We start from the raw sequence: 21,538 nt of genomic DNA on the forward strand, positions 1-21,538 counted from the left end.
ATGTGCATTCCTTTTTCAGCCGAATGAGGTTTTTCCCATTCTAACACAAATCGCCGCCGCCATCTGATAAATTACCAGAGTGGCGGCGGCGATTGAACGGTGACTTAATCGGCCCTATTCATAACGGAGTTAATGGATTTCCATACCTTTACAATTCCGTCTACGATCTCCGTCACATCCTGATCCGTCAGCACCGGACTGACAGGCAAGTAAACGGTCCGCGGCATGAGATCGACGGCGGTCGGGCACATATCCGCCGTATAAACGACCGGATTGCGGAAGGGATAATCGAAGGGGAAGCCCGTTTTATCGACTGTTTTCTGGTGAAATATTTGCGGAAGCATATAGACCGGACGGCCCCCATAGAGCAGATAAGTGCCGATGTTCTCCGCATTCAGTGCCTGAATGAATCGTTCAGCCACAGCGGCGCTTGGCAGGAACATCCCCAGATTCGAGCCGATATCGCCATCAGGATCGCTTGATCTGCGAAACCGCAGGTCGGGCAGCTCGGCGGACAGCATGGATCGAATCGCTCTACACCGCTCCCTCATGCGGGTAATGACGCCCTCCAGCTTATTCCACTGTTCGACGAGAACGGCTCCGCTCAGGTCGCTCATCCGGTAATTTTGTCCAAGAAAGGCATGCGTCTCCTCGGGAGACTCCATTCCATAACGATCCTTATCGCGAAAAATCCCTTGGTCATGGTAACGAACGGCACGATCGAATAGGACCGGATCGCTTGTTACCACCGCGCCCCCTTCACCAGCGGTTAATATTTTGTTCATCTGGAAGCTGTATACGCCAATATCCCCGAGCGTCCCGGCATAACGGCCTTTGTAAGTCGTGCCAAGGGATTGCGCCACATCTTCAATGACCGCGATTCCGCGTTGCTTTGCGAAGGCAAGAATGGGATCCAAATCAACCGGGCTGCCCAGGATCGGTACCGTGATAATGGCTTTCACTTCGTCGTCCATGATCCGCTCCAGATCGTCTGGATTCATATTCAAGGTATCGTCGACATCGACAAAGACCGGTACGGCATGGCTTGCTACGACCGCGCCGGGCGTAGCCAGAAACGTATTGGCCGGAACGATAACTTTATCGCCGTAGCCAATTCCAAGCGCTTTGAGCGCGACCACGAGGGCGGCCGTACAAGAAGATACGCCGAGTGTGTACGGTACGCCGAGATCCCTTGCCATCAGCTCTTCCAGCTGCCGCACCGCGTTCTGAGGATGAGGGCCGTAATATCGGAACGGCGATTGGGCCTTTAGCGTTATCCCGGCCCGATCGGCTTCTTCCACGCCCATTACGGTTGCACCGGGATAGTTCGGCGGCAAAGGAACGCTGCGAGCGGGGGTGCCCCCGTCAATTGCCAGTTTGTTCATTGCTAGCATTCTCCTTTGTTTCGCCATGGGCAAGGGTCGTCATGCTCCCTTGCACATGCGCGTTTCTAGTCATCCTGAAGCTGCTTTAGACAGGGTTAGCCAGCTTTGCCGCCGATAATTTGCGGCATGTCACACCATAGTGAACCGCGAGCTCTTCGCCTTCCAGTTGTGTGTACGACTCCGGAACCGGAATCCAGATCACAGCTCCTTCCGGTGCCTCACCGGTCAGCATAATCGGATTGCCCCGGTCATCTGAAGGGCACAGGGCTATGTTACGCCGCACCCGCTCCCAGTTATTGATCTGCTGTCCTGTCCAGAAGACGAAGCCACGGTCTTGCGCTTCCTCCACCACCCGGCGGAAAGCAGCACGCACGGTCTCCGAATTATGAATATGAACCTGATGAAACAGAAAGTGGGCCACCCCGTTCACTCGGGCCACACCATCCAAGAAAGGCTTGATAATGCTGCTATCCGCCCAATACGAAGCGAGGTCGAGATCCTGTGTCAAGAATCCGATCTCGAGTACGTCATACATCCGGTTCCGATCCCCTGACCATGCAATCGGGAAGAAGGGGTGACAGGTTCCGAATAAGAATCCGACATTCCCCTTCTTGCTTGGCCCTCGCGTCTGGTCGCTCTGGATGCCGCCCTTCTCGCACCACGCGAACAGCTCCCCCCATCCCTCGAATCGCGTGTAATGATTTTTATTCGAGGCGACGGTCTCGAGTGCTGCGGCTTCTTTCAACCAGGCAAGCTGCCGATCGAATTCATTCTCCTCCCATTTTCCACCCTGCTCGTCGAGTGCGTTATAATGAAAAGCCAGCTCATGACCGGCTTCTTTCACTTGGTCATAGATAGCCGCAGAATAACCGGGCTCGATCATGCACCAGGTCGAATGGATTCCGCATTCGGCAAGGAGCTTCAGCGTAGATTCGGCATGGATGTCTTCATTAAGGTCGCTGTCATGGGAAATCATGGCGACCCGCTCGACACCCTCCGGCCATAAACCGACTACCGGCAGCGCAAGCCCCTTATCCAGAGCCGCTTGCAGCAGGTGTCCGATAAACAGCTCCCTCCAATAATCGGCATATGGATACGCAATGTAAGGCTGGCCTGTTTCCGTCAACAGCCGATCATGTCCCCAATCCACCGCCATCCGGTCGTCTGCCTTCAAGATTCCCTCGTTGATAGCAGCGGAACCGTCCGGAGCCGGCTCTCCGTCGCCCAGTACAGGGCCTGTGCCCTGCTGTAATTCGACGATCGTGCTGCACAGATCAATCGCCCAGCGCTCCAGCAGTCCCTTGCCGATCCGAAACGTCTGTTTGGCCGCCCCATGGACGGTACCGTCTGGCCGTTCCTTCCGCAGAACGCCGGTTTCGTCAGCGACATGCTCGTTATCCGTTCCCACCTGCCATGGATAAGCCCTTGAATAACGGATTGACGTAAGGTCCCCCTTCTCAAAAAACGCATAGCCTGGACCTGTTGGGGGGAGCGGTACCGCCCCAAGTCCAGCGGCCAGCACATTCAATCCCGAGCAGGCGATTACCGTCCCCCCTTGCTCCATATAGGATCTCAGCAGGGAAGCTGAGGCCGCATCGTCTGGGACGAGAGCCGCGATCACCAAATCATACGCTTGCTCCGGAAGTGATTCGATCTCATCCATGCGTTCGAACGGAATACCCGCATGCTGCAGCACTTCCTCCATATAGTAAGCAAAAGAGTTCAATCCGTATTGCCAGCGGCGCTCGGCAACCCGGCGGTCCAGTATGACACCAACGCGAGCCATTCTCATATCATCTGTCGTCCTTTCATATTCGGGTATCGTTACATCGGGCTTCTGCTATAGGTATCGTACTTGTACTTTCACAGTCCATCTTCCTGCTATATAATAAGTCTAGTCGTGAACCTGCGCTTTCTTATACTAGCAACGAATGGATGAATGATGGATGAGAAGAGAGAATGAATTTCGTTATTCCAAATTGGCGAACATCTTGCGTGAACAAATCTTGTCAGGCTACATCAAGCCCGGCCAGTATTTATTATCCGAGAATGAGCTGTGCAAGCATTACGGCGTGAGCCGCACCTCCGTCCGCAAATCGCTCGACGAGCTGTTGAAGGAAGGGCTCATCGTGAAGAAGATGGGACAGGGTACGATTGTCTCCCCGGATGTCGTCGTTCCGGATAATCCGCGCCGAACGCTTCGCATTGTAGGCACGGCCCCTTCATACTTTGCGGACCACTGCATGCAGATGATGATCGATGCCTTCCACCGGGAGAATCCGCAGGTTGAGGTCAAGTATTTGAGCTTGCCTGCTTATGATTTCTGGGATTCCGTCCAGGCAAGCATCGAGCTTGGGCTTCAACCGGATCTTATCTTCTTAGCAGACCGGCAATGCTTGGAAATCCACCATCCCGAGTCGTTCGTCGATTTGCGCGAACCGCTCGCAAGCAGCTTTGCCAAGCAGTATCCCCGGATCATGAGCGCCTTCCGCCGCGAGGAATCGGTTCTCGCCGCTCCGGTTACGTTCTCGCCCGTATATTTGGCTTACAACCCCGGGCTGTTCGAGAAGTGCGGGATAGCCTTACCGAAGCCTGGATGGACCAAGGAGGATTTCATCCGTACCGCCCAGAGGCTGACCGTCGATACCGACGGAGACGGGATCACGGACCAGTATGGGCTTTCCATGTCCTCGGCTTTCAGCAGATGGACCGTGTTCGCCCTGCAGAACGGCGTCCGTTTTGACGGCCCGACAGACCGTCAAGCTATCTTGAGCACATTGAACTTTCTTCATGATCTCCTGTATCGTTACCGGATTGCCAAGCTCTCTCCCATGCACCGGCATTCGTCGGAGGCATTCGTTCACGGGAAGGCCGGCATGGTTCTCACCACCTCCATCGAGCTGGCCGGTTGGCGGAATGAAGGATTGGGTTTCGAGCCTCAGGTTGCTGCGCTCCCCTTCGGAGACCATCAATCGACGCTGCTCATCGCGAACGCCTTCATGCTTCCCGCGGCATGCAGCGATAGGGAGCTGGCGCTCCAGTTTCTCGAATTTACACTCGGCGATTCAATTCAAGCCGCGATAAGCCGGGACCGGTACTTCCTGTCCGTCCAGCAATCGGTCAACGAGAGCCTCTGGGACAAACCTGCACTCGACTCGCTGAATATCGTCAACGACAGAATCGAGAACAGCCATTTCTTATCTGAGGTATTCGCAGCTCCCAGCCTTATGGATGACATGCATGCCGAGATGGGCTTGTTCTGGCTTGGACTGGAGTCCGCCGAAGCGACGACGGACCGAATTCTAGGCCTGCTTCATGATCAAGACCCCTCTTCTGCATAGCTCGGCTTATGCAAGGCAGCGAAGAAACTCTTCGCTGCCTTATTTATGTTTGCCGGTTATGAAAGTGATTCGCGACCTTCCGGATCGCCGAGCCGACTTCATCTATATCCTGATCGGTATAAAATTCGTTGATGGAGATCCGAACCGCCGTCCGAAGAATCTCCTCCGCATTCGGGCATATCCCGCTTTCATAGGTAACGCCAGTAAGGTCGAACGGGAAATTCGAGCCGGCATAGGCTTCCCGCCTCTGGAACATGGGCTGCATGTATACGACCTCCGGTATGTAACCGGGAACATTGGGAATACCTTCTGCTGCCAGCGCCTGGCAAAATAGCTCCCTGGGCGCGCCGAGACTTCCTTCATCCACACGCAGCATATAGAACCAGTAAGAGCTCTCGTTTCCAAGATGGACTCTTGGGGCGGCGATACCTCTCAAGCCTTCTATTGCCTCCGTCAGCCGCTGTCCATGCCTGCTTCGCGATTCGCAAATCGCGGGCAGCTTGCGCAGCTGTGCGATTCCGACTGCGCCTTGAAGCTCGGTCATCCGGTAATTGGGCGCAAGACCATGCAGATCGCGAATGACTTCAAGACCGAGACGCCGATAATTTTTGTCCGCAAAGGCATGAACGGTGTGATAGTCGGCTTCATTGCCGGAATTCACCGTCACAATGCCTCCGTCGCCGGTCGAGATATGCTTGAAGTCATTCGTGCTGAAACAGCCGTAATCCCCGATCGTACCGGCCAGCCTACCTTTATAACGGCACATATAGCTTTGCGCGCAATCCTCGATCACCTTCAAGCCGTGTTTGCGGGCGATCGCCATAATGGCATCCATCTCGCAAGGATTTCCGGCCAAATGAACCGCAATAATCGCTTTCGTCCGCGCGGTGATCCGCGATTCGATGGAAGCTGGATCCATGTTATACGTGTGCGGATCCAGATCGGCGAAGACCGGGATCGCGTTCTGGTACAGGATGCCAACGACCGTTCCTTGATCTGTGATCGGACTTGTGATGACTTCGTCGCCGACGCTGATCCCCGCCGCACCGAGGGCAATATGAATTGCAGCGGTTCCCGAGGATGCCGCGACACTATAGCGTACCCCGTACAGATCATTGAAGCGGGACAGGAAGGTCTTCACCTTCTGACCGTAATGATAGAACAGCGTGTTCTGTTCAAGCGCTTCCTTCAGCTCCTTCAGCTCTTCATCGCCGAATCGTTGACCGGTCCCGAAGGGGATTGTTTTACTCTTCGGTCCTCCATACATCGCAAGCAAGCTCTCCTCCACCGTCAATACCTCCTTGAGATTGCAAATACTTGTATCTAACTTGTATTATATTATGTAATCGATGATCTGAACAGAGAAATGTTTCTACCGCACCGTTCCGCCGCATAATTCAACCTCTAATTAAACAGGAAGAATCCCTGTGCGCTTCTCTTGCGAGGCGGCAAAGGGATTCCTGGTATCTTCCTAGTAGATCAACGTATTCATGTCATAATTCTCTAGTGTATGCTTGACGCTGTTCAGAAAAGAAACGCAAACCGGCGGATCGTGCATGTGATGATTCGTCGATAAACAGAGGTTGACGATAAACCGCCCGCCAATCATATCATTCTTGATAACCGGCCTTTGAACAACCGTGCCAATGAACAGAAGGGCCGATTGCGGCTCCTGCATAGCCGGATGTGCAATGACCGGCCCGGAAGGACCCGCAGCTTGGAACGCGAAGGTTCCTCCCGCAACCGCTGCCGGTTGCGGAACATCGTTCCTTCTCCCATTCGCCGCTTGCCGCCCAAGCTTGAACGCGAAGCCGGCAATGCTCATGCCGTCCGCATGCTCGATGAGAGAGGTGACCCCGCTATCTGCCGTTATCGTAATATGAATATCCTTCTTAATCGCGATCATACCGGATTCCCAGACGGCATTCATCGCCGGATATTCTTTCAAGCCATTCACGATCGCCTTCAGGTAGAACGGAACTTGGGAAAGCTTCACCCGCTCTTTCTGCCAGAAGGTCTCTTCCATCCCACGAAGCAGCTGCACCAGATTGGTAACATCTGCTTCGATCAGCATAGTTGCAGCCGGATTTCCCGATGGCACCTGAGGATTGTGAAACCCCGGCTGAGAGGATGACCCCAGATCCGCTTCGGCAGCCTTCATCAAGCTTCCCGAATCTGCTGGAATCTTCCCGGCTTCGCGCTGCCGGATCAGATCCAGCACATCCTTTCTCGTGATCCGGCCGTACAGTCCGCTCCCCTTAACCGCCCGCAAATCAATACCATGCTTCGCCGCTAGATGCATAACAGAGGGCGAGTAATACGGAATCCGGTTCTGTGCGTTCCCGACCTCCTGGATGATGGTGCCGCTCGGCTTCGGGAGAGCTTCCTTGCTGTCATACACATGAAGAAGCGCATCCTCAGGCTTCGGATATGCGGCCTGCTCTGCATAACGGGTCGACTCATTGAGCTCGTTCTTAATGGCATCATGCAGCAGAAGCTCCTGCTCCTCGTTAAGAATTCCACATTCCATTAAGTAGCTGCGAAACTTCTGTATCCCATCATTCTTCTTATTCCGCTCCACTTCTTCCTTAGATCGGTATGCCAAATCGTCATCTGACGTAGAATGTGGTGATAACCGGTACATCTTCGCTTCAATGAGCGTTGGCCCCCCGCCCTCCAGAGCGCGCTTCTTGGCCTCCTTTGTTACACGGTAGACGTCCAGCGCATCGCTGCCGTCGACGAGAATACCCGGAAATCCGTATCCGGACGCACGCCCGGCAACACTTCCGGAGACCTGCTTATGGGCAGGTATGGAGATCGAATATTGATTGTTCTCACACATGAATAAGACCGGAAGACGATAAATCCCTGCAAAATTAAACGCCTCGTGGACATCCCCCTGGCTGCTGGCGCCTTCCCCGAAGGTAACAAAGGAAAGGCGATCCTGCTGTTTGATCTTCATCGACAAGGCGATTCCAGCTGCATGAGGCAATTGGGTGCCCACCGGACTTGAGCCGGTCACGATCCGGAGCCGTTTGCTTCCGAAGTGTCCGGTCATTTGCCTTCCCCCGCTGTTCGGATCCTCTGCTTTCGCAAAGGCGGAGAGTATGAGCTCCTTCGTAGTCATCCCAACGGCTAATACGAATGCGTAGTCGCGATAGTAAGGCAAATAGTAATGGAGCTCTTGCCCCAAGGCAAAGGCTGCAGCCGTTTGAGCCGCCTCCTGTCCGATCCCGGACACATGGAAGACGATCTTTCCCGCTCGCTGCAGCAGGAGCAGCCGCTCGTCGAATTTTCTGGCGAGCAGCATGCAGCGGTACATCTCTAACGCTTGGTCGTCCGTTAACCCGAGCAGCCGGTGCTTCGGGAGATTCGTCTGGTCCGACATGGGGAATCCCCACCTTCACTTCGATCTGGATGAGAAGCCGAAAGAATCAGAGGCATCAGCTTATATGGCAAACAGATCGGTAAATGCTTGAACCGGCGTCTGTGACAGCCGCTCCCCGCTGCTCATGAGCTTGAATATTTCCTCTGCTTGTTTGGCCGGCAAGCGGCTCATTACATTCGATTCAAATTTCTGCTGCAGAAGCGGCAGGGCTTCAGCGCGTCTACGTCGATGACCGATCGGATATTCAACTTCAATTGGATCGGTTGCCGTGTGATCCTTGAACAAGACTTGAACCGCATTCGCAATGGAGCGTTTCGACTCATCCAGGTAATCGAGAGAGTAACGCTTCTCCTCTATGGTGACCATACGCTGTCTAAGTGCATCGATACGAGGATCCTTCGCGGCGGTATCCTCATAATGATCGGCGGTCAACGTCCCATACAGGAGCGCGATGGCTACCATATACTGCAGACAATGATCGCGGTCCGCCGGATTATGAAGCGGTCCCGTCTTATCGATGATCCGCAGTGCAGACTCATGCGTCGTGAGCTTGATATGGTCGATATCCTCCAGCCGGTCCTTAACGAACGGATGAAGCTGCATGGCGCACTCAACAGCCGTCTGAGCATGAAACTCCGCAGGAAACGATACCTTGAATAGGACATTCTCCATCACGTAGCTTCCGAATGAACGGTTTAATGTAAGTGGTTTCCCATGGAAGAGCACATCATAGAAGCCCCATCCCGGCGTGCTTAAGGCCGATGGATAGCCGGCTTCCCCCTTGATCGCCATCAGAGCTAGCCTCACCCCTCTGCTTGTCGCATCACCAGCAGCCCAAGACTTGCGAGGACCCGTATTGGGAGCATGGCGGTAAGTTCGAAGCGGATGGCCATCGAGCCAAGCGTTCGAAACAGCATTCATGATTTCATTCTTCGTGCCTCCGAGCATATGGGCAACCACGGCGCTCGTGGCGACCTTCACGAGTATGACATGATCCAGTCCAACGCGATTAAAGCTGTTCTCAAGTGCAAGGACACCTTGAATTTCATGAGCCTTGATCATGGCCGTAAGTACATCCCGCATGGTCAAAGGGGGCTTCCCTTCAGCGATGCTCTTCCTGCTTACATAATCGGCTGCCGCAAGAATGCCGCCTAAATTATCCGAAGGATGACCCCACTCTGCGGCCAGCCAAGTATCATTATAATCAAGCCAGCGTATCATGCAGCCGATGCTGAAGGCGGCGGTAACCGGATCGGTCTGAATCATTGTCCCGGGAATGCGCGCTCCGTTCGGTACGATGGTTCCGAGCACGATCGGCCCGATATGCTTCGCGCATTCCGGATAGCGAAGCGCCAGAAGCCCGCACCCAATCGTGTCCATCAAGCATAGACGCGCCGTTTCATAGGCTTCCATGCTTACGACTTCACCATGTACGACGTATTCGGCAATATCATCGAGCAGCTGATCGGGTTCCGGCCTGTCGTTGCTCACGCGCAAAGTCATAGGGGAATCTCCTTCCTAGCGTAATGGGCGGCTTAGCTGGCAATCCATCAAGGCCGCCTCCTGGCTGTGGGAGCACACGCATGCATCAGGTTCGCATGTCGGGCGAAAGCCACATCTTGGGCTCTGGACCGGAATAATAGGCATTCGGCCGAATGAGGCGATTATTGGCACGCTGCTCGATAATATGGGCCGACCACCCGCTTAGGCGTGCAAGGACGAATATCGGAGTAAACAAGCCGGTTGGGATACCCATCGACCGATAAGCCGACGCGCTGTAAAAGTCCAAATTAGCAAAGAGCTTCTTTTCCCTCTGCATGACCTGTTCGATGCGTTCGGAGATGACATACAATCTCTTATTCTCCGCATCAAGAGCAAGCGTCCTCGACCATTCCTTGATAATATCGGACCGCGGATCCGAGACCGAATAAACTCTGTGACCGAAGCCCATAATCCGCTTCTTCATGGCCAGCATCTGAAGGATGCCCGTCTCGGCATCGTCAGGATGCCGGTATCCTTCGATCAGCTCCATAGCCGCCTCATTCGCGCCGCCGTGCAGCGGACCTCGAAGCGTGCCGATGCCGGTTGTAATCGCCGAATAAAAGTCAGAGCATGTGGATGCCGTAACACGTGCTGCGAAGGTCGAGGCATTGAACTCATGCTCCGCATACAAAATAAGTGATACGTCGAGCGCCTTCTCATGGAGCTCGCTTGGCCGTCTGCCATGCAGCAGATGAAGAAATTGTCCGGCAATGCTCTCGCTGCTTGTCTCCGCTTCGATCCTTGCACCGCTCGCTTGATAATGATGCCAATACAACAGAATAGATCCACAGCACGCGAGCAGCCGGTCAGCTATATCCGCCTGGGTTCGTCCCTCTTCTTCCGGTTCAATCGCTCCAAGCGCTGAAATCCCGGTACGCAGCACGTCCATCGGATGGGTCGTGTCTGGCAGCAGCTCCAATATCGTGCGCAAACGGGGCGGCAATGACCTCAATCCGGCCAGCTTCGACCGATACTGCCGCAGTTCCGGCTCATTGGGCAGCTTTCCGTGGATAAGGAGATAAGCGGTTTCCTCGAAGGTGGCGAAGGCTGCCAAATCCTGAATGGAGTAGCCCCGATAGGTGAGGCCTATACCCTGCTTTCCCACCGTTGAGATCTCCGTCTGCCCGGCAATAACCTCGGCAAGCCCGCCGTCTTTTTTGATCGCCATTTACAGATCCCTCCGATCCGTACCGAACAGCTGATCCAGCTTCTGCTCATAGTCGTAATAGTGAAGAAAGTCATACAGCTCATCCCGCGTCTGCATGAGTCCGATCGCGTTTGTTTGCGTCCCTTCCCAGCGAACGAGCCGATAAACCTGCAAGGCGGCCTCGCACATCGCCCGGAAAGCCGATAACGGATATAAAGCCATACGAACGCCTGCGCCTCCCAATTCCTCCACCGTAAACAAGGGCGTCTTCCCGAATTCCGTAATATTGGCAAGCACCGGCACTTTCACCGCTCCAGTAAAGCGCTTATACTGCTCCAGATTCAGAACGGCTTCCGGAAAAATCATATCCGCACCGGCTTCGACGCAAGCGCATGCCCGGTCGATGGCCGCCTCGATGCCCTCTACAGCCAGCGCATCCGTGCGGGCCATTATGACAAACTGCGGATCTTCCCTTGCATCCGAAGCGGCTTTAATGCGGTCTACCATCTCACCCTTGCCGACGATCGCTTTATTCGGCCGGTGCCCGCATCTCTTGGCCATCACCTGGTCCTCGATATGGACGCCCGCAGCTCCCGCCCGCCCCATCTGCCGAATCGTACGCGCAATCTGGAGAGCGCCGCCAAACCCGGTATCGGCATCGACAAGCACCGGAAGCTCCGTCACGCTCGTTATCCGGCGGACATCCTCAAGCACATCCTGCAGGGTCGTCATGCCCAGGTCCGGCAGGCCGAACGAAGCGTTCGCGACACCCGCACCGGAAACGTACAAGGCACGAAACCCGACGCGCTCTGCCATGATTGCCGTATAGGCATTTATCGTACCAGCCACCTGAAGCGGCTTTTCCACCTCTAATGCTTCACGAAACCGCATACCCGGAGATTGATTCATATCGTCACCGCCTTCTTCTATCCCTTGCCTAGCAGCTTATTTCCGATTACAATCCGGTGAATTTCGTTCGTGCCTTCATAAATCTGGGTCACCTTGGCATCACGGTACAATCGTTCGGCCTTACGTTCCTTGGAGCATCCAGATGCGCCTAACATTCGGACAGCTTCTCCAGCTGCCGCGACAGCCGTATCCGATGCGAACATCTTGGCAATGGAAGCCTCCTTGGTGCAGGGGCGTCCTTCCTGACGAAGCCATGCCGCCCGGTAGACAAGCAGCCGCGCCGCTTCAACCTGGGCCATCATGCCAGCAAGCCTGTCATGGTACGGCTGCAGCCGCGTACGCGGAGCCATTAGCTTCAAGGATGAAATCAGATGCTGCTTCATCTCCTGAAGCGCCGCTTGGGCAATCCCGAGCGCTTGAGCGGCGATGCCGATTCTGCCGCCGTCGAGCGTTCCCTTGGCAATCGTAAGTCCTTCGCCTTCGGCACCCAGCCTGCGGCTTGCGGGGATCGCCATATGATCGAATATCAGCTCACATGTATTCGAGCCGTGGAGCCCCATCTTCTTTTCCTTTCTGCCAATTAGCAGCCCTTGCGTGTCCTTATCGACAATAAAAGCAGACATTCCGCGAGAACCCTTAGCAGGATCCGTCACGGCAAACGTAATATAGGTATCTGCTGCACCGGCGTTCGTAATGAACACCTTCGTTCCGCTAAGAATGTACTCCCGTCCGTTCCAAACCGCCGAAGTTCGTATGGATGCGGCATCCGAGCCTGCATGGGGCTCCGTTAAGGCGAAGGCGCCCAATGCTTCGCCGGAGGCCAGCCTACTTACATAGGTCATTCTCTGTTCATCCGTCCCATACTGTACAATCGGCAGCGTACCGACAGAGGTATGAACCGACAGAATCACCCCCACTGCCGCACTGATGATGGAGATCTCATGAATCGCGATAATGTAGGAGATGAAATCCGCACCTAAGCCGCCCAAGTGCCGCTCTATGGGAATGCCCATCAGACGATGCTGCGCCATGGCTCTAACAAGCTCGGAAGGGAATTCGTCACTGCCTTCCATCCGTGACACAGCAGGGGCGATCTCATGCTCCGCAAAATGACGAACCTTCTGCCGCATTGCTTCCTGTTCCTTCGTAAAACGGAGCTCCAACGTCCGACACTCCTTTTCCCGCCAGTTCGCCGCCGATCTTAATCGTATGCGAAAAAGCCCCGGCCCGCCTTGCGTCCCAGCCAGCCTCCCCTAACGTACTGCCGCAGCAGCGGGCACGGTCTATATTTGGAATCGCCGAATCCTTCATGCAGCGTTTCCATTATCGCCAAGCACGTGTCCAGGCCGATGAAGTCGGCGAGCGCAAGCGGTCCCATCGGATGGTTCATCCCGAGCTTCATCACTTGATCTACAGCTTCGGGAGACGCTACCCCTTCGTAAACCGCGTAAATCGCTTCATTAATCATTGGCATCAGAATACGGTTGGACACGAAACCCGGAAAGTCGCTCACCTCCACCGGAGTTTTCCCCATCGCCTGCGCCAATGATTGCACGCTGTTAAGCACTTCGCCTGACGTTGCCAGTCCCCGAATGATTTCCACAAGCGGCATAACTGGGACGGGGTTCATGAAATGCATCCCGATTACACGCTCCGGCCGCCTCGTCGCCCCTGCGATTTCCGTAATCGACAAGGACGAGGTGTTCGTCGCCAGGATGGCGCTGGGCAAGCAGATGCGGTCAAGCTCTTGGAAGATGGACCGTTTAATCCCTTTATCCTCCGGAGCAGCTTCGATTACCATGTCGGAATCCCGGGCCTCTTCCAAATCCGTTATCAAGCGGATCTGGGCAAACGCGCGATCCATCGCTTCTTTCGTTATGCGCCCTTTAGCGGCGGAACGTGTCAGGTTCTCGAAGATCAAGGCTTGCCCCCGCTTCGCAGCTTCCGGATGGGAGTCATATAACGTAACCACGAGTCCGCTCTGAGCAGCCGTTTGAGCAATGCCGCTGCCCATTTGTCCGGCGCCGATGACCGACAATGCCCGTATTTCCACCAACCTCACCTCGGTTTTGGCTAACTATCCACCCGAATCAATATCGCATCGCCCTGCGCGCCACCACTGCATATCGCAGCTATGCCGAGCCCCCCGCCCCGGCGCCTCAGTCCGTTGATCAAGGTAAGCAGGATTCGAGCTCCGCTTGCCCCGATGGGATGGCCTAAGGCAATGGCCCCGCCATGTATGTTGACCTTCTCATCATCCCAGCCGAGCATTCTGCCGGTTATAAGAAGAACAGCCGCAAAAGCTTCATTCACCTCGAATAAATGGATGTCTTCCATTGCAAACCCGGTTTGCACCAGCAGCTTGCGAATCGCCATAGCCGGCGTATCGGCAAGCTCCGGCGCCTCTGAACCGACGGCGGCGTGCCCGATAATCGTCGCGAGCGGCCGGTGTCCGCCCTTGACCGATGCCTCCCTCGACATCAGGATCATGGCCGCCGCTCCATCATTTACACCAGGGGCGTTGCCTGCCGTTATCGAGCCGCCCGGATCAAAGATCGGCTTCAGCCGCGCCAGCTGACCGGCATCCGTATCGGCACGGGGACATTCGTCGGAATCGATCAACAAAGCATGACCTGCGGAAGGACATGGAACGATTTCATCCTTGAAAATCCCCTGCTCAATAGCGGCCACTGCACGCAGATGGCTTCTTAACGCCCAGCCGTCCTGCTCTTCCCGGCTGATTCCGTATTTCACCGCACTGCGGCTGCCATGAACTCCCATGGGAACATTCGCGAATGCGCACCACAAACCGTCCTTAATCATGAGATCAACCAAGCTGGAGTCTCCCATCCGGCTTCCCCATCTCGCAGCAGGAACGGCATACGGCGCGCTGCTCATGCTTTCCATACCACCAGCCACCAGGGTATCTGCATCGCCTGACCGGATGATTTGATCGGCTAACGTAATGGCCCGCAATCCGGAAGCGCATACTTTATTAATCGTTTCCGACGGGACGCTCCAGTCCAGGCCGGCAAGCCTTGCGGACTGACGCGATGGAATTTGTCCTGCTCCTGCCTGAAGAACCATTCCCATCAGAGCGCCTTCGACCTGAGCGGCATCGACTGCCGCTTTATGCAGCGCACCTTGGATGGCGGCCGCACCAAGCTCGGCAGCACTCACGCCTTTAAACACGCCGCCGAACCTGCCAAAGGCCGTTCTGGCTCCTTCCACGATAACCGTCTCGCGCATAGCAAGCCTCCTGTACCCCGATACGTGAGGAATGCGGCCGGCGGTTCAGGGCTGACATTCCGCCAGCATCCGCTCAATCTCTTCAGCAAACCATCCGCCCATTCCGAAGTCTGCTTCCAGACATTTGGCATCCCGCATATAACGCTCTACCTGATACTCCTGCATATAACCGTAGCCGCCGAGCACTTGAACCGCGTCGACGGTTATGGCTGCCGCCATTTCTGCCGTGAATTTCCAAGCCAGTGCGGCTTCCTTGCGATACGATAGGCCCGATTGATGACACCATGCCGCTTGATAATTCAACAATCGTCCGGCTTCGACGCGCGCGGCCATATCCGCTAGTTTGAATAAAATTCCCTGATGACGGCCAATCAGCTGTCCGAATTGCTTGCGTTCCAGCGCATAGCCGGCCGCCGCTTCCATCGCCCCCTGAGCGATCCCGACAGCTTGAGCGGAAGCGCTCAGATGGGCGAGATCCAGAATTGATAAAGCGATCTCGGAGCCCTGACCGGCCTTGCCAATGCGATTCTGTTTCGGGATGCTGCACTGGTTCAGCCGGATGTCACCTGAGCTTCTTGACCGAAGCCCCAATGTACGATCCTTGCTCCCGATTTCCAAGCCCATTGTTCCTCGTTCAACCACGAAAACGCTGGTTCCCTTTCCTCCCCTCCTCCCTTCCCCTTTTGCGAAGACGACATACAGATCCGCTTCCTCCACATTCGGAACATGCCGGCATTCCCCATTCAAGACATACCGGCCATCCTCCGATCGATACGTAATACAACTAAAGTTAGCCGTATCATGCCGCCGAAATGATGGGAAGACGCCGGAGCCCAGCTTCGTTCCCCGTGCCAGCTCACTCAAATGCGCCAGCTTCAGCTCTTCTGAGCCAAATGCGAGAATGGGCCAGGCAGCGAATCCGACATGTGCGGACAAGATCGCCCCGGTCGATGCGCAGGCCTTGGAGATTTCCTCCATTGCTACCGTAAAGGTAAGCAAGTCGCTGCCTGCCCCGCCGTACTGTTCCGGCCATGGTATACCCACTAAACCCAGCTCGCCCAGCTGCGGCATCAGCCTACGGTCAAACCGCTCTTCCTCATCACGCTGGGTGGCTGACGGCGCGATTCTCTTCGCTGCAAAATCCGAGACCATGGAGCGGGTTAATTCCAATTCCTCGGAACAATGATAATCCATCTCCATCCCTTCTCTTCCGTTGAATGAAAGCCTGAAGCTGTTGGACAAAGTTCGACGATATCCGCGCGTACCCTAGTATATGAGCGGCATTGAGACTCCATGATACCTGTGGATGGGAGAAATAAAGCGCTTGTCATAAACGGGGGATCAATTCGTGAGCAAAGTGCCGATAACGAATAATGGCTGAACAGCCTTAAGGGCCTGTTCAGCCATTTCTTTATGTAAAGCTCTGTAAACAATTCATGGTCATGCCGTACCTTTAACTTCTTGAACCGTTCCGATTTCTTATGATTGAACATCTATTCCCAAATTATAACATTAACATTATACTGGGATAGGCAATTCTCAGTTGCATGACATCGAATAAGGGGGATGATTGAGTATGGAAAAAATCAGACTTCGGGCCGCCGCGCTCATTATTGAGAATGATGCTATCCTGCTCGTAGAATTTAACAATGACGCCGGCCAGGAAGAAGGCGTGCATTACAATCTCCCGGCAGGCGGAGTTGAACCCGGTGAAACCTTAGTGGAGGCCGCCATTCGGGAAGCCAAGGAAGAGGCTTCCGTTGATATAGAGGTCGGCCCGGTTGCCTTTGTTTATGAGTATCAACCCGCCAAGAATAATGGCCTTTACGGCGACGTCCACTCGGTTGGGATTACGTTCGAGTGCAGACGGAAGAATGGCTCGGTACCAAGGCAGCCGGACCATCCGGACTCCAATCAAACCAATGTGAAATGGATCCCCCTCTCGCAGCTGCCCTCCGTTCAGCTGTATCCGGAAATCACACAGGATATTCTAGATTACTGTGCCGGCGTGAAGTACAGGAACTATGTGGAAGAGCATGAAATTCAAGAGGAGAAGCGCTAATGCGCCCCTCCCCTTATCCTTCACCGGTCATCCTCTACGTCGCGCCGATTGCATCAAATGCTGCTTGCAGATCCGCCCTGATATCTTCGGGCTCCTCCAAACCGATATACAGCCTGACGTATGAGCCCCCCTCTTGCGACGACGCTGCATGAACAAGCGCTAAGCTCTCGTACCCTCCCCAGCTCACGCCTATCCGGAACAACGTAAGATGACCCGCCCATGCCTTCATTCGTTCCAGCGAAATATCCGTTTCGAAGGACAGCAGACTGCTGAAGCCGCTCATCTGGCGCTGTGACAGCTCATGCTGGGGGTGCGATAGGAGACCGGGGTGAAGCACCCGGCGGATGAAGGGCAGCCCCTCCAAGTACTGTGCGATCAACAGCCCGCTTGCTTGATGCTGCTTCATCCGGACCGGCAGCGTTCTTAAGCCCCGCATGACCAGCGCTGCCGACTGCGCGGTCATAATCCCCCCGATCAAGCTGAACTCATTCTGGAATATCCGGTCCATTAGATCTGCCTTTCCGGCAATGAAACCGCCAAGCGCATCGCTGTGTCCGGATATATACTTGGTAATCGAATGAATGACCAAGTCGGCTCCAAGAGCCAGCGGGTTCTGATACATCGGCGTCGACCACGTATTATCGATCAGCACCAGAGCACCCGCTTCATGGGCTATGCCTGCGCAGGCACTTATATCCTGCAGCTGGAAAAACAGGCTTGACGGGCTCTCCAAATAAAGCAACGTTGTATTAGGCCGGATTGCCGCGCGAACCGCATCAAGCGAGGTGCCGTCTACAAAGCTCGTTTCGATTTGAAACTTGTTCAGATAAGTGCCCATGAAGGCTCGCGCAGGGCCATAGGCTTGATCGACACATAGGATATGGTCGCCGCTTCGGACTGCGGATAGAATCGCAGCGCTGATCGCAGCCATTCCCGAAGCGAAGCATCTCGCTTTCTCTGCGCCTTCAAGCATTGCCAGCTTCTTCTCCAGCTCGTTTACGGTCGGATTATTGCCTCTCGTATACAGATGACGGTTCAGATGATCGGCTGAAGCCCGTTCGTATTCATCCATTCCGGGGAACGTAAATAAACTGTTCTGATAAATTGGAAACGTCACTGCGCCATGATGCCGTTCATCATGGACGTCGTGAACGATAAGCGTTTGCTTCGATGGTATCTCTTTCTTCACCCCACCCAACCTCCACAAATAAATTTTAGAACATCCGATAACAAGATCTGACGTGAAGAGGAACGCTTGTGATACAATAAGAAAATTAACTTGCAACCGCATGTCGAATATTGAGCAGACACAGTCATCCTGTTATAGGCAATTCCCGTGTCACCGGCTCCAACGGAGGAAACCTTCATTATGTATCATGCACAATCCTTGAAACAAAAACTGTTCTTATTCTTATCTATTCTCGGACCGATCATCGTAACCCAAATTAGCTATATCGCGATGAATGTCCTGGACACCATGATGTCCGGCCGCGCAGGTACGAATGATCTTGCCGGCGTCGCGATGGGCTCCAGTCTCTGGATGCCGCTCATGACTGGGATAAACGCGATATTGCTGGCTGTCACGCCGATTATCGGCCACCTCATCGGCCAAGGCAATAAAGACAAGATTGCGAATCCAGCCACGCAAGCCATTTATCTATCCACCTTGTTGGCTGTCCTTATTATTGGTATAGGGGTATTCGCCCTTGATCCGATACTTGCTGCGATGAACCTGGATCCAAGCGTCAGCTACATCGCTAAGCATTACCTTATCGGTATATCGTTTGGACTCGTTCCGTTGTTTGCCAGCTACGTAATCCGGTATTTCTTCGAGGCGCAAGGTTATCCGCGCATTACGATGATCATTATGCTCATCTCGGTCCCGATCAACGGGCTCCTGAATTACGGGCTCATTTTCGGCCATTTCGGGTTCCCCCGCTTAGGCGGTATCGGCTCCGGTTATGCAACGGCCATCACGTATTGGTTCATATTAATCGCTAGTATCTGGATGACGTTCAAGAAGAAGGAAATCCGGCATCATCAGTTATTCGTCCGCTGGTACAAGCCCTCTCTCAAGCTATGGAAAGAGCAGCTTGCCATCGGCATCCCAATGGGACTCTCCACTTTCTTTGAAGCGAGCATATTTGCAGTTGTAACGTTATTCATGGGCATGATGTTCAACACGGCGACAATCGCGGCTCATCAAGCGACCTTGAACTTTACATCCTTGCTCTTCATGATCCCGCTCAGCATCTCAATGGCTTTGACGATTCTCGTCTCCTATGAAGCCGGCGCTGGTCGCCGGGCACATGCCAAGCAATATGGCGTTCTTGGCGTCAGCATGGCCGTAGGTCTGATGGGTTTAGGCGCCATCCTGCTGTATTTCATGAGAGGTCCCGTAGCTTGGCTGTATACCGAGCAAACGGATGTCATGGAGATGATCAAGCACTTTTTATTGTTCGCGATATTTTTCCAGCTGTCGGATTCGGCCCAGGCCTCCCTGCAGGGCGTGCTTAGAGGCTATAAGGACGTGACGATTCCCTTTATCGTTGCCTTTGTATCCTATTGGATTATCGGAATTCCAGCCGGTTACGCGCTATCTGCCTACACGGACTTGGGTCCTTACGGTTTTTGGGTCGGCATTACGGCAGGGCTCACCTTTGCGACGATCGGATTTTTCATACGTCTGAGGAAGATACAGAAACGGCCATTGCCGGAATCTGTTTAGCAAGACTCAACAAAGCCGATGCCCCCTCGAGAGTGCATCGGCTTTCTTCATTCATGTTATCGATTATAGCAGCTGCTTTAAATTGCGCAGGCTGATTGCCAGACTTTCGAATGGATCGCGCTGGCAGGTATCCTGCTCGACTACGTACCATTCAACGCCCGTTTCCCGGCATGCTTGTATGATGTTGCGGAAGTTCATGCTGCCTTCCCCAATCTCCGCAAACACCTGTGTATCATTCACGATAGCCATATCCTTCAGATGAATGACGCTCATGCGCCCCTTCACATGGTGGATCCATTCCACGGGGTCGGCTCCTCCGGCTTGAACCCAGTAGGTATCCAATTCAAATCCGAATGCCTCCGGATCGCTCTCATCCCGCAAAATTTCCATGCCGCTTTTGCCGTTATACTTCTCATACTCGAATTTATGGTTATGATAAATGAACTGCAAATCATACTCCTTCAGCCGCTTGGCGACTTCCGATGCTTCCTTGGCAAACGCCGCATAGCCTTCGCCGCTGCGGAATTCGCCCGGGATCCCGCCAAGGCCGACATACCGGCAATTCCACAGCCTGTGCTGCTCTACGACGCTTTCGATATTGTTCTTCATTTCATCATAGCCTACATGCGTTGCGCAGATCGTCAGCCCGGCTTCATCGGCAAGCGCCTTCACAGCCGCCGGCTCGATCGGTCCGATTCCGGAAAGCTGCACAGATTCATAGCCGATCTCTCTCACTTTGTGTAACGTCTTCTTCAGGTCCTCTGCCGTTGTACAATAATCTCTCAACGTATAAAGCTGGGCAGCAATGTTGGATAATTTCATGGGACACCTCCATAGGAATCTGTTAATGATCGATTGCTCTGCCCTACCATTATTAACCTTATCCGCCTATTAGTAAAGCGCTTTCGATATAAATCCTAACAAAAAGAGCACCGCCCGGTGCCCCCTTTGCGAGATTATTTGGATTGATCCAGCACACGAATCAGTACTGCTTCGATCTCTTGCGCGACTGTCGTTAATTCCGCATCGTCCAGCATGCTCATGAATGCAGTCGGTTTGATTAAACCGAGCTTCGTGATCCCGGCAGATTTATAGACGGTAATTTTGCAGGGGAGAAAATAACCTGCCAGCTCATTGTGATTCAAGACGCGGGCAGCTTCCCTTGGGTTGCACACTTCAAGAATCCGGTACGGATTGGTGTAGGTGTCCACACCCTTTTCCTGAAGCTTTGAGGGGATATCCATTTGCCACAGAATGCCGAAACCTTCTTCCTTTAAATTCCCCTCCAGCGCCAAGATCGCTTCATCGACGGACTGAACGGTTTCTACCGTATAATGCTCGAGCATGCGCTTCGCCTCCTTGATTCATGTGAGCTTTCTAGCATGAGACGCTTATTTCGAAAGCGGCCCTTCCCATGACAGGATTCCACTTTGAAGGTTCGTTATATTCGCAAATCCGTTTTTCTTCAAAACCGCAGCAGCCTGCCTGCTCCTCATTCCGCTTCGGCAATATAAGAAAATCTGGCGATCCTTCGGAACTTCAGCCGACCAGCTTCTAATTTGCGATAAAGGGATGTTGACGGCTCCCGGAATGTAGCCGGACTTATATTCATTCTTCTCTCGAACATCCAGGAGCAGCTTATCGGTGCTGCTCGATAATTGTTTCTGGAACGCCGCGGCATTCACATTGTTGAGTCCTTTAACAGGAGCCATTCTCTTGTATACAAACCATGCCAGCGCCACGATGAAGATCGCGGTAATCCATTGATTGGTGTCCATGCATGTCCT

At 54.0% G+C, this 21,538-nt stretch carries 18 protein-coding genes and 1 pseudogene; 3 read left to right on the forward strand and 16 right to left on the reverse strand.

The annotated features are described in order from the left end of the window. Positions 1-104 precede the first annotated feature (104 nt). Entirely contained in the window at positions 105-1,385 is a 1,281-nt protein-coding gene (locus tag NNL21_RS03380) for a DegT/DnrJ/EryC1/StrS family aminotransferase (protein WP_204816032.1), read from the reverse strand. Between the two features lie 85 nt (positions 1,386-1,470). Next, positions 1,471-3,177, reverse strand: a complete 1,707-nt coding sequence (locus NNL21_RS03385; RefSeq protein ID WP_204816033.1) for a polysaccharide deacetylase family protein — start codon at positions 3,175-3,177, stop codon at positions 1,471-1,473. Positions 3,178-3,331: 154 nt separating this feature from the next. Between NNL21_RS03385 and NNL21_RS03390 the strand changes: the two genes are divergently transcribed. Next, complete coding sequence (locus NNL21_RS03390; RefSeq protein WP_204816034.1) at positions 3,332-4,726, forward strand: extracellular solute-binding protein; 1,395 nt, start codon at positions 3,332-3,334, stop codon at positions 4,724-4,726. A 43-nt stretch (positions 4,727-4,769) separates the two neighbouring features. Here the strand turns inward: NNL21_RS03390 and NNL21_RS03395 are convergent, their stop codons facing one another. The 10 genes and pseudogenes from NNL21_RS03395 to NNL21_RS03440 form a co-directional block, all read right to left on the reverse strand. Beyond that, positions 4,770-6,014: a DegT/DnrJ/EryC1/StrS family aminotransferase gene (locus NNL21_RS03395; protein WP_309145300.1), complete on the reverse strand. Its 1,245-nt coding sequence runs from the start codon at positions 6,012-6,014 to the stop codon at positions 4,770-4,772. Between the two features lie 183 nt (positions 6,015-6,197). Next, the gene (locus NNL21_RS36445) at positions 6,198-7,127 is read right to left on the reverse strand and encodes a 2-oxo acid dehydrogenase subunit E2 (RefSeq protein ID WP_256555091.1); all 930 of its coding nucleotides are present in this window, start codon (positions 7,125-7,127) and stop codon (positions 6,198-6,200) included. Beyond that, positions 7,110-8,114 (reverse strand): annotated as a pseudogene (locus NNL21_RS03405) (thiamine pyrophosphate-dependent dehydrogenase E1 component subunit alpha); the annotation flags it as partial. The pseudogene NNL21_RS03405 and the gene NNL21_RS36445, both read right to left, overlap by 18 nt. Before the next feature lie 60 nt (positions 8,115-8,174). Beyond that, on the reverse strand, positions 8,175-9,617 hold the full coding sequence (locus NNL21_RS03410) for a bifunctional 2-methylcitrate dehydratase/aconitate hydratase (RefSeq protein ID WP_204816036.1): 1,443 nt from the start codon (positions 9,615-9,617) through the stop codon (positions 8,175-8,177). An 85-nt stretch (positions 9,618-9,702) separates the two neighbouring features. Then, positions 9,703-10,824, reverse strand: coding sequence for a bifunctional 2-methylcitrate synthase/citrate synthase (prpC, locus tag NNL21_RS03415; RefSeq protein ID WP_204816037.1), 1,122 nt, complete (start codon positions 10,822-10,824; stop codon positions 9,703-9,705). After that, complete coding sequence (prpB, locus tag NNL21_RS03420) at positions 10,825-11,712, reverse strand: methylisocitrate lyase (protein WP_204816038.1); 888 nt, start codon at positions 11,710-11,712, stop codon at positions 10,825-10,827. It lies immediately after the preceding gene. Positions 11,713-11,729: 17 nt separating this feature from the next. Next, the gene (locus tag NNL21_RS03425; protein ID WP_204816039.1) at positions 11,730-12,875 is read right to left on the reverse strand and encodes an acyl-CoA dehydrogenase family protein; all 1,146 of its coding nucleotides are present in this window, start codon (positions 12,873-12,875) and stop codon (positions 11,730-11,732) included. A gap of 38 nt (positions 12,876-12,913) precedes the next feature. Then, complete coding sequence (locus tag NNL21_RS03430) at positions 12,914-13,765, reverse strand: 3-hydroxybutyryl-CoA dehydrogenase (RefSeq protein WP_204816040.1); 852 nt, start codon at positions 13,763-13,765, stop codon at positions 12,914-12,916. Between the two features lie 20 nt (positions 13,766-13,785). Beyond that, positions 13,786-14,961, reverse strand: a complete 1,176-nt coding sequence (locus NNL21_RS03435; protein ID WP_204816041.1) for an acetyl-CoA C-acetyltransferase — start codon at positions 14,959-14,961, stop codon at positions 13,786-13,788. A 45-nt stretch (positions 14,962-15,006) separates the two neighbouring features. Next, on the reverse strand, positions 15,007-16,155 hold the full coding sequence (locus NNL21_RS03440; protein ID WP_204816042.1) for an acyl-CoA dehydrogenase family protein: 1,149 nt from the start codon (positions 16,153-16,155) through the stop codon (positions 15,007-15,009). Between the two features lie 382 nt (positions 16,156-16,537). Between NNL21_RS03440 and NNL21_RS03445 the strand changes: the two genes are divergently transcribed. Further along, entirely contained in the window at positions 16,538-17,023 is a 486-nt protein-coding gene (locus tag NNL21_RS03445) for an NUDIX domain-containing protein (RefSeq protein ID WP_204816043.1), read from the forward strand. A 34-nt stretch (positions 17,024-17,057) separates the two neighbouring features. On the opposite strand, the gene NNL21_RS03450 is transcribed toward NNL21_RS03445, so the two are convergent. After that, entirely contained in the window at positions 17,058-18,212 is a 1,155-nt protein-coding gene (locus NNL21_RS03450) for a trans-sulfuration enzyme family protein (RefSeq protein WP_256555033.1), read from the reverse strand. Between the two features lie 180 nt (positions 18,213-18,392). On the opposite strand from NNL21_RS03450, the gene NNL21_RS03455 reads away from it, so the two are divergent. Continuing rightward, positions 18,393-19,751, forward strand: coding sequence for an MATE family efflux transporter (locus tag NNL21_RS03455; RefSeq protein ID WP_204816045.1), 1,359 nt, complete (start codon positions 18,393-18,395; stop codon positions 19,749-19,751). 63 nt (positions 19,752-19,814) lie between these two features. Here NNL21_RS03455 and NNL21_RS03460 read toward each other — a convergent pair whose 3' ends face one another. From NNL21_RS03460 to NNL21_RS03470, 3 genes are all read right to left on the reverse strand, one after another. Next, positions 19,815-20,573 (reverse strand): sugar phosphate isomerase/epimerase family protein, encoded by a 759-nt coding sequence (locus tag NNL21_RS03460; protein ID WP_204816046.1) that lies wholly within the window; start codon positions 20,571-20,573, stop codon positions 19,815-19,817. 134 nt (positions 20,574-20,707) lie between these two features. Continuing rightward, complete coding sequence (locus tag NNL21_RS03465) at positions 20,708-21,097, reverse strand: DUF302 domain-containing protein (protein ID WP_204816047.1); 390 nt, start codon at positions 21,095-21,097, stop codon at positions 20,708-20,710. A 45-nt stretch (positions 21,098-21,142) separates the two neighbouring features. After that, entirely contained in the window at positions 21,143-21,529 is a 387-nt protein-coding gene (locus tag NNL21_RS03470) for a rhodanese-like domain-containing protein (protein WP_204816048.1), read from the reverse strand. Between the last annotated feature and the right edge of the window lie 9 nt (positions 21,530-21,538).

Origin of the sequence: Paenibacillus mendelii (assembly GCF_024498075.1) — a bacterium.
GTDB classification, from domain to species: domain Bacteria; phylum Bacillota; class Bacilli; order Paenibacillales; family Paenibacillaceae; genus Paenibacillus_Z; species Paenibacillus_Z mendelii.

What these genes read in the sequence shown, in the direction of transcription:
- NNL21_RS03380 (WP_204816032.1), bottom strand. Translation starts at nt 1,385, where the DNA reads ATGAACAAACTGGCAATTGACGGGGGCACCCCCGCTCGCAGCGTTCCT.
- NNL21_RS03385 (WP_204816033.1), bottom strand. Translation starts at nt 3,177, where the DNA reads ATGAGAATGGCTCGCGTTGGTGTCATACTGGACCGCCGGGTTGCCGAG.
- NNL21_RS03390 (WP_204816034.1), top strand. Translation starts at nt 3,332, where the DNA reads ATGAGAAGAGAGAATGAATTTCGTTATTCCAAATTGGCGAACATCTTG.
- NNL21_RS03410 (WP_204816036.1), bottom strand. Translation starts at nt 9,617, where the DNA reads ATGACTTTGCGCGTGAGCAACGACAGGCCGGAACCCGATCAGCTGCTC.
- prpC (WP_204816037.1), bottom strand. Translation starts at nt 10,824, where the DNA reads ATGGCGATCAAAAAAGACGGCGGGCTTGCCGAGGTTATTGCCGGGCAG.
- prpB (WP_204816038.1), bottom strand. Translation starts at nt 11,712, where the DNA reads ATGAATCAATCTCCGGGTATGCGGTTTCGTGAAGCATTAGAGGTGGAA.
- NNL21_RS03435 (WP_204816041.1), bottom strand. Translation starts at nt 14,961, where the DNA reads ATGCGCGAGACGGTTATCGTGGAAGGAGCCAGAACGGCCTTTGGCAGG.
- NNL21_RS03440 (WP_204816042.1), bottom strand. Translation starts at nt 16,155, where the DNA reads ATGGATTATCATTGTTCCGAGGAATTGGAATTAACCCGCTCCATGGTC.
- NNL21_RS03445 (WP_204816043.1), top strand. Translation starts at nt 16,538, where the DNA reads ATGGAAAAAATCAGACTTCGGGCCGCCGCGCTCATTATTGAGAATGAT.
- NNL21_RS03455 (WP_204816045.1), top strand. Translation starts at nt 18,393, where the DNA reads ATGTATCATGCACAATCCTTGAAACAAAAACTGTTCTTATTCTTATCT.
- NNL21_RS03460 (WP_204816046.1), bottom strand. Translation starts at nt 20,573, where the DNA reads ATGAAATTATCCAACATTGCTGCCCAGCTTTATACGTTGAGAGATTAT.
- NNL21_RS03465 (WP_204816047.1), bottom strand. Translation starts at nt 21,097, where the DNA reads ATGCTCGAGCATTATACGGTAGAAACCGTTCAGTCCGTCGATGAAGCG.
- NNL21_RS03470 (WP_204816048.1), bottom strand. Translation starts at nt 21,529, where the DNA reads ATGGACACCAATCAATGGATTACCGCGATCTTCATCGTGGCGCTGGCA.